This is a genomic window from Rubrimonas sp. (genome assembly GCF_036788415.1).
Taxonomy (GTDB): domain Bacteria; phylum Pseudomonadota; class Alphaproteobacteria; order Rhodobacterales; family Rhodobacteraceae; genus Rubrimonas.
The window spans coordinates 1-6,611 of the sequence record NZ_DAIQNN010000121.1 but is presented as its reverse complement, the minus strand read 5'-3'; the positions used below and the strand labels follow the sequence as shown (position 1 = coordinate 6,611).

The 6,611-nt window shown below is 67.2% G+C and carries 4 protein-coding genes; 1 reads left to right on the top strand and 3 read right to left on the bottom strand.

The features are described from left to right. The 3 genes from aceE to V7Q31_RS16405 form a co-directional block, all read right to left on the bottom strand. The coding region (aceE, locus tag V7Q31_RS16415) for a pyruvate dehydrogenase (acetyl-transferring), homodimeric type (protein WP_333834937.1) at positions 1-1,603 on the bottom strand (1,603 nt) is incomplete at its 3' end. Positions 1,604-1,661: 58 nt separating this feature from the next. Then, on the bottom strand, positions 1,662-3,383 hold the full coding sequence (gene dld / locus V7Q31_RS16410) for a D-lactate dehydrogenase (protein ID WP_333834936.1): 1,722 nt from the start codon (positions 3,381-3,383) through the stop codon (positions 1,662-1,664). 179 nt (positions 3,384-3,562) lie between these two features. Next, entirely contained in the window at positions 3,563-4,720 is a 1,158-nt protein-coding gene (locus V7Q31_RS16405; protein WP_333834935.1) for an alpha-hydroxy acid oxidase, read from the bottom strand. A gap of 639 nt (positions 4,721-5,359) precedes the next feature. Between V7Q31_RS16405 and V7Q31_RS16400 the strand changes: the two genes are divergently transcribed. Continuing rightward, positions 5,360-6,133 (top strand): FadR/GntR family transcriptional regulator, encoded by a 774-nt coding sequence (locus tag V7Q31_RS16400; RefSeq protein ID WP_333834934.1) that lies wholly within the window; start codon positions 5,360-5,362, stop codon positions 6,131-6,133. The last annotated feature ends 478 nt before the right edge of the window (positions 6,134-6,611 follow it).

The following is a 6,611-nucleotide window of genomic DNA, read 5'->3' as shown; positions in this document are numbered from 1 at the left end:
TGTAGATGCCGAGCTGGCGGAACATCCCCTCCATGCCGAAGGTGCGGCTTTCGTCGGGCACGATCGGCACGACATATTTGCCGATGCTCTTGTCGCGGCAGAGCGTGTTCAGCGCGCGCACCAGCGCCATGGTGGTCGAGATCTCACGCTCGCCCGTGTCCTGCAACAGCGCCTCGAAGGCCGACAGATCGGGGATGGCGAGCTTCTCGCAGGCGCTGATGCGCCGCGGGAATGGGCCGCCCAGCGCCTCGCGGCGGGCGAGGATGTAGTCGCGCTGCTCGTTACCCAGCGTCACATATGGCGCCTTGGCGATCTTGTCCTCGGCCACCGGAATGTCGAAGCGGTCGCGGAAGGCCCGCAGCTGGTTCTCCGCCATCTTCTTCTGCTGGTGGGTGATGTTCAGGCCCTCGCCCGCATCCCCCATGCCGTAGCCCTTGACGGTCTTGACCAGGATGACCGTGGGCTGCCCCTTGGTCTTCACCGCGCGGTCGTAAGCCGCATAGACCTTCTGCGGGTCATGGCCGCCGCGGCGCAGCGCCCAGATCTCGGCGTCGGTCCAATCCGCGACCAGCGCCGCCGTCTCGGGGTATTTCCCGAAGAAATGCTCGCGGATATAGGCCCCGTCGCGCGACTTGAAGGTCTGGTAGTCGCCGTCCACCGTCTCGTCCATCAGCTGGCGCAGGCGGCCGGTCTCGTCGCGCTCCAGAAGCTTGTCCCAGCCCGAGCCCCAGATCAGCTTGATGACGTTCCAGCCGGCGCCGCGGAAATCGCCCTCCAGCTCCTGGATGATCTTGCCGTTGCCCCGGACAGGGCCGTCGAGGCGCTGGAGGTTGCAGTTGATGACGAAGATCAGGTTGTCGAGGTCCTCGCGCGCCGCGAGCCCGATCGCGCCCAGGCTCTCCGGCTCGTCCATCTCGCCGTCGCCGAGGAAGGCCCAGACCTTGCGGTCGGCCATGTCGATGTGGCCGCGGTTGTGCATGTATTTCATGAACCGCGCCTGGTAGATCGCCATCAGCGGGCCAAGGCCCATGCTGACGGTCGGAAACTGCCAGTAATCCGGCATCAGCCAGGGATGCGGATAGCTCGACAGACCGCCGCCCGTGCTCTCGGAGCGGAACATGTCCAGCGTCTCGGCGCTGATCCGCCCCTCCATGAAGCTGCGCGCGTAGATGCCCGGGATGGCGTGGCCCTGGAAGAAAACCAGGTCCCCACCGTGCTTCTCGGACCGCGTGCGCCAGAAATGGTTCAGGCCGATGTCGTAGAGCACCGCCGAGGACGCGAAGCTGGCGATATGGCCGCCATACTCGCTGCTCTCCTTGTTCCGCCGCACCACCGTCGCCATGGCGTTCCAGCGGTTTATCGTGCGGATGCGCCACTCCAGCCCCAGATCGCCCGGAAACTCGGGCTGCTGGTCCGCAGGTATCGTGTTCAGATAGGGCGTCGTCGCTCCGAACGGCAGCGCCGCCCCCCGGGACCGCGCCGCCGCAACCGCGCGGTCCAGCAGATAATGCGCCCGCTCCGTCCCGTCGCGGTCAATGACGTCCTCGACGGCGTCCAGCCACTCACGCGTCTCAACAGGGTCGAAATCGTCTTGAGCGCTCATCCTGGTCTCCCTTGCGTGTCGTGGTCGGCGCGCGTCCTGCGCCGGGTTTCGTGTCGCGTCAGGCGTGTCCGCCATGGCCGCAGGCGCCGCCATGGCCGCGCTGCTTCGAGGTCTTGCCGATGCCGGGGTTGAAGCTGTTGGTGGGATCGAGCGCCTCGTAGAAGGCGCGCAGGGCGGGCTTGGCCTCGTAGAGGTGCCCGACATTGTGCTCGGCGGGGTACTCGGCCCCGCGCCGGTCGAGCAGGGCCAGCATGGCCTGCTTCAGGGCGTACGCGTCGGCCCCTTTCCGCACGATGTAGTCCTGGTGGAACACGTGGCAGAGGAAATGCCCGTAGTAGAGGCTAGCCGCCACGTCGCGGGCGATCTCGGGCGGCAGGGTCTCGATCCAGTCCTCGTCGTTGCGGCGCAGGGCCACGTCGAGCGCGAGGATCTCGCCGACCTCGTCGCCATGGACGGCCTGATAGCGCACCGCGGCCCCCGCGGCGACGAAGCGGTGCAGCATCGCCTTCTTGGCCTCCGCCGCGTCGCAGGCGAACCAGCCCTCGCGCCCCACGGTCGCGTCCAGCGCGGCCTCGGCCGCGGCGGCGCTGTCGGCGTCGACCTTCAGGATCAGGTGGTGCTCGTAGCGGTCGCGGAAGGCGAGCATGCGCGCGGGCAGCGCCTCGGGCGCGAGGCGGAACAGCGCCTGCAGGATGCGGTCGCTGAGGTGGCGCGGCAGGAAGGACAGCTTGGCGAGGCTGGCGTCCACCCGGCCCTTGGCCGCGAAGATGAACGGCAGCCAGTCGGTGCCGAGCCAGTGGATGAACAGCAGCGAGTCCTTGCCGTAACGGTGCGCGATGTCGAACATCCTGCGGTGCAGGTACTCGCCGCTGATCGGCAGCGACGGCAGTTCGGTCAGCAGGCTGCGGCGCAGCGCGGTCAGCGCCGCCGGATCGTTGGTTCCGACATAATAGACCTTCGCGCCGGTCTCGACGGGGAAGGTGTCGAGCCGCACGGCGAAAACGGCGAGCTTGCCCGCGCAGCCCGAGGCCTCATGAAGGCCCGAAGGGTCGGCGTTGAAGCGGGCCGGGGTGGGAGCGTCTACGTCGCGCACCTTGGCCGCATAGCCCTCGGCCGAGGCGCGGCCCGCGCTCCAGTCGATGTCGGCCTCGGTGAAGGCGCCGCGCTCGAGGCGGTCGAGAATCTCCTCCGGGGTCTGGCCGAGGCGCAGGCCGAGATGGTTGACCAGCTCCAGCCGCCCGTCGGCGCCGAGCTGCGCGAACAGCGACAGCTCGGTGTAGGCCGGGCCGCGGCGCACCAGCGCGCCGCCGGAATTGTTGCACACGCCGCCCACGACTGAGGCGCCGATGCATGACGAGCCGATCACCGAATGGGGCTGGCGGCCGAGCGGGGCCAGCAGCTTCTCGAGCGCGTGCAACGTGCCGCCGGCATGGCTGATCACCTGGCGCCCGTCGCCCAGCAGATGCACGCGGTCGAGACGCAGGGTGTTCACGACCACGACGGGCCGGTCGTATTCGCCGCTGGGGGTGGAGCCTTCGGTCAGCCCGGTGTTGGCGGCCTGCATGATCATGATGCGGTCGGCGGCGACGCAGGCCTTCAGCACCCGCCACAGCTCGACCAGCGTGCCGGGGCGCACCACCGCCTCGGCCTCGCCGCCGCCGGAGCGCCAGCCCTTGCGCCAGCGCTCGGTCTGCGCGGCCGAGGTCAGCACATGGCGCGCGCCGACCGCCGCGCGGAGGGCGTCGAGGAAGCTGTCGCGGTCAGGGGCGTGGCTGGACATGGCGGTGCGTCCGGGATGGGAGGGGAGCGCGCGCCGATCCGACGCGTCGCCTGAATGGATCAGCGGCCGCGCTGGCGGCGGAGGCGATGACGATGGCGGTCATGTGCGCCGCTCCTTTTCGGCTGGCGGCCGGGGCCGTCCGGGTGCGCGCGGCCTGTGGCGAAGGTTCGACATGACGATCAACGGAAGCGGAGATTGTCGGGGCTCAGCTGAGAGATCGAGGTCACGCCCATCAGGCGCATGCCCCTTTCGATCTCGGCGCGCATCAGCCCCAGCGCGCGCTCGACGCCGGCCTGACCGGCGGCGGCGAGAGGATAGAGGTAGAAGCGCCCGAGGCCGACGGCCTTGGCGCCCAGCGACAGCGCCTTGAGCACATGCGTGCCGCGCTGGACGCCGCTGTCCATGAGCACGTCGAGCCGGTCGCCCGCGGCGTCGAGCACCTCCTTGAGCTGGTCGAAAGGCGTGCGCGAGCCATCGAGCTGGCGGCCGCCATGGTTGGACAGAACGACGCCGGTGCAGCCGATCTCGGCCGCCCGCCGCGCGTCGGCTGCGGTCATCACGCCTTTCAGGCAGAACTGGCCGCCCCACTGGTCGACCATCTCGGCCACGTCGTCCCAGTTCATCGACGGGTCGAGCATGTTGGAGAAGTAGCCGCCGATCGAACTGGCCCCGCCGGACATGTCCACGTGCTCCTCAAGCTGCGGGAGACGGAATTTCTCGTGCGTGACGTAGTTGATGCCCCACATCGGCTTGATCGCGAACTGGATCATGCCGCCCATCGTGAGCTTGAACGGGATCGAGAAGCCGGTGCGCAGGTCGCGCTCGCGGTTTCCGCCGGTGATGCTGTCCACGGTCAGCATCATGACTTCGACGCCGGCGTCCTTGGCGCGTTGCATCATCGCGCGGTTCAGGCCCCGGTCGCGATGGAAGTAGAACTGGTAGACCTGCGGGTTCGTGTGCTTCCTGCGCAGTTCCTCAAGGCTGACGGTGCCAAGCGAGGATACTCCGAACATGGTGCCGTACTTCTCCGCCGCCGCCGCGACCGCCCGCTCTCCCTCGTGGTGGAACAGTCGCTGCAGCGCCGTCGGCGAGCAGTAGAAGGGCATCGCAAGCTTCTGCCCCATCACGGTGACGGACATGTCGATGTCCTTCACGCCGCGCAGCACCGAGGGCAGCAGATCGCAGCGTTCGAAGGCGCGGGTGTTCTCGCGGTAGGTCGTCTCGTCGTCAGCGCCGCCGTCGATGTAGTTGAAGATGGGGCCAGGCAGGCGCAACCGCGCGAGTGCGCGGAAGTCGTGGAAATTGTTGCACTGCGAGAGACGGGTGACGAGCCGCATGGCCGATCCTTAGCTCCTGTGCGCACGCAACGTCGGGGTCGCGAGGACGCAGTCCGCCGCGCCTTTGACTTGCCTCGAAAGTCAGGCTGACAGGTGCAACTCCGGCCCCGCCTGCTGGACCTGTCCCATTGCTGACGGTCGCTCAGTTTCCGCCTTGACACGGGAGAAGCGAGGCGAACGGAGACTTGCGCCGGGGGCTGCCGCTATTCGCCGCATCGCGACAGCCAGGGCTCGCGACCGTGTCGCGGAGATTCTTTCCGCGATCCCGGTCAGCGTGGAGCCCGGAGTTCTTATCCGGGCGCGTCCGTTTCCGTCGCGTCATCGCCATCTGTCCCCCCAGAGACCTCGAGGCTCTATCGTCCTCTTGTGGGTCACGGCGTTAGCCGCTCCCGTTGAAAGATTTGTAATGTGAATCACACAAGCTAGTCAATAATTTTTTTTACCTCTTGCCGAAGAGGCCTGTTTTCAGGCTTTTGTGCGCTGCAGCATCGACCGTGTGCAGTCCCGCTCGATGACCGGGCGCCGGCAGCCGGCGGCAATCCGGGCGGACATGGGGCGAGCGCTTGAAACCGCAGCGCCAGGAGGTAAAGTATGTTCAAGAGTCGGCGTAGACGCTTCGCTCGCAGAGGAAACGGCCCGATGATTGCGACCGAGGTTTTCGAACCCATCGATCACGACTCAGTTGTCGAAGCCGTGGTTGAACAGATCGAGTCGATGATCGTTGACGGCGTGCTGAAGGATGGCGCGCGGTTGCCTTCGGAACGCGACCTCGCCGAAGCACTGGGCGTTTCGCGACCGAAACTGCGCGAAGCCCTGCAGGTCCTCGAAGACCGCGACCTCGTCACGGTGCGCCACGGCGATGGCACCTACATCGCCGAACTGACAGGCCGTGCGATGTCGCCGGCGATGCTCGCGCTCTACGCGCGCCACGGGGAGGCGTTCTTCGACTATCTGGAATATCGCCGGGAGCAGGAAGCCTTCGCCACCCGTCTTGCCGCGGAGCGCGCCACCCGGACGGACAGGGAGCGACTGTCGCAGATACGCGCAGAGCTGGAGCGTTCATGGGCTGAAGAAGACGCCGACGCGTCGCTCGACGCAGACTTCCGCCTTCACAGCGCCGTCGCAGACGCCAGTCATAACACGACGCTGATCCATATGATGGCGTCGGTCTATGACCTGACGCGACGTGGGATATTCTACAACCGTGATCTCCTAAAGTCTATGGATGGCGCAGGGCGCAAGTTGCTCGACCAGCATTTGGAAATTATCGATTCTATACTGGCGGCCGACCCAGGACGAGGCGAGCAGGCCGCTCGCGCACATATCGACTTCGTGGAGGAATCGGTGCGCATGGGGCTCGAACAGCAACGACGGGAACAGCGGGCTCAACAGCGCATGAAGTCCGTGGCCTGACCGGCGCGAGGGAGGTCGCCACCGCGTCGAACCATCAACGGCATCGTCCGCGATGCAGCCGGCAAGCTCGAGGAACAGAACGCATGTGCTGGGAGCAGCTGCTCTGCGAGCGGCGCCGCAGCATCGTCCCGAGGCCAGACCAAGACCCTGACGACACACGCGCGCGTGCCAAGCTTGCCCGCCTGGCGCTTTGGGCTCGGTCCAACCGTCTACCCCGGCCAGATGAAACGGCCGGTAATGGCGACGACGAGCCAAGCAAGGCCGCGGCCCTCGAACGGCGATGTCCCGCGCATCTTGTCGTCGAGCCCCAGGCACGTCGCCGCGACAGGTGCCGCCGGAACTGTGCTCCTGACCGGCCGTCGACCACGGCTGCAACCGTTCGCGCCTCGGCCCCCGCCCCGGCCACTCCCCCGAACATCCCTTCCGGATACGGCCGGTCGCAAAGTTTACGGCCAACCTCCATGGACCGCCGTTCGTG

Coding starts and splice junctions, on each gene's coding strand:
- dld (WP_333834936.1), bottom strand. CDS start 3,383: ATGTCCAGCCACGCCCCTGACCGCGACAGCTTCCTCGACGCCCTCCGC.
- V7Q31_RS16405 (WP_333834935.1), bottom strand. CDS start 4,720: ATGCGGCTCGTCACCCGTCTCTCGCAGTGCAACAATTTCCACGACTTC.
- V7Q31_RS16400 (WP_333834934.1), top strand. CDS start 5,360: ATGATTGCGACCGAGGTTTTCGAACCCATCGATCACGACTCAGTTGTC.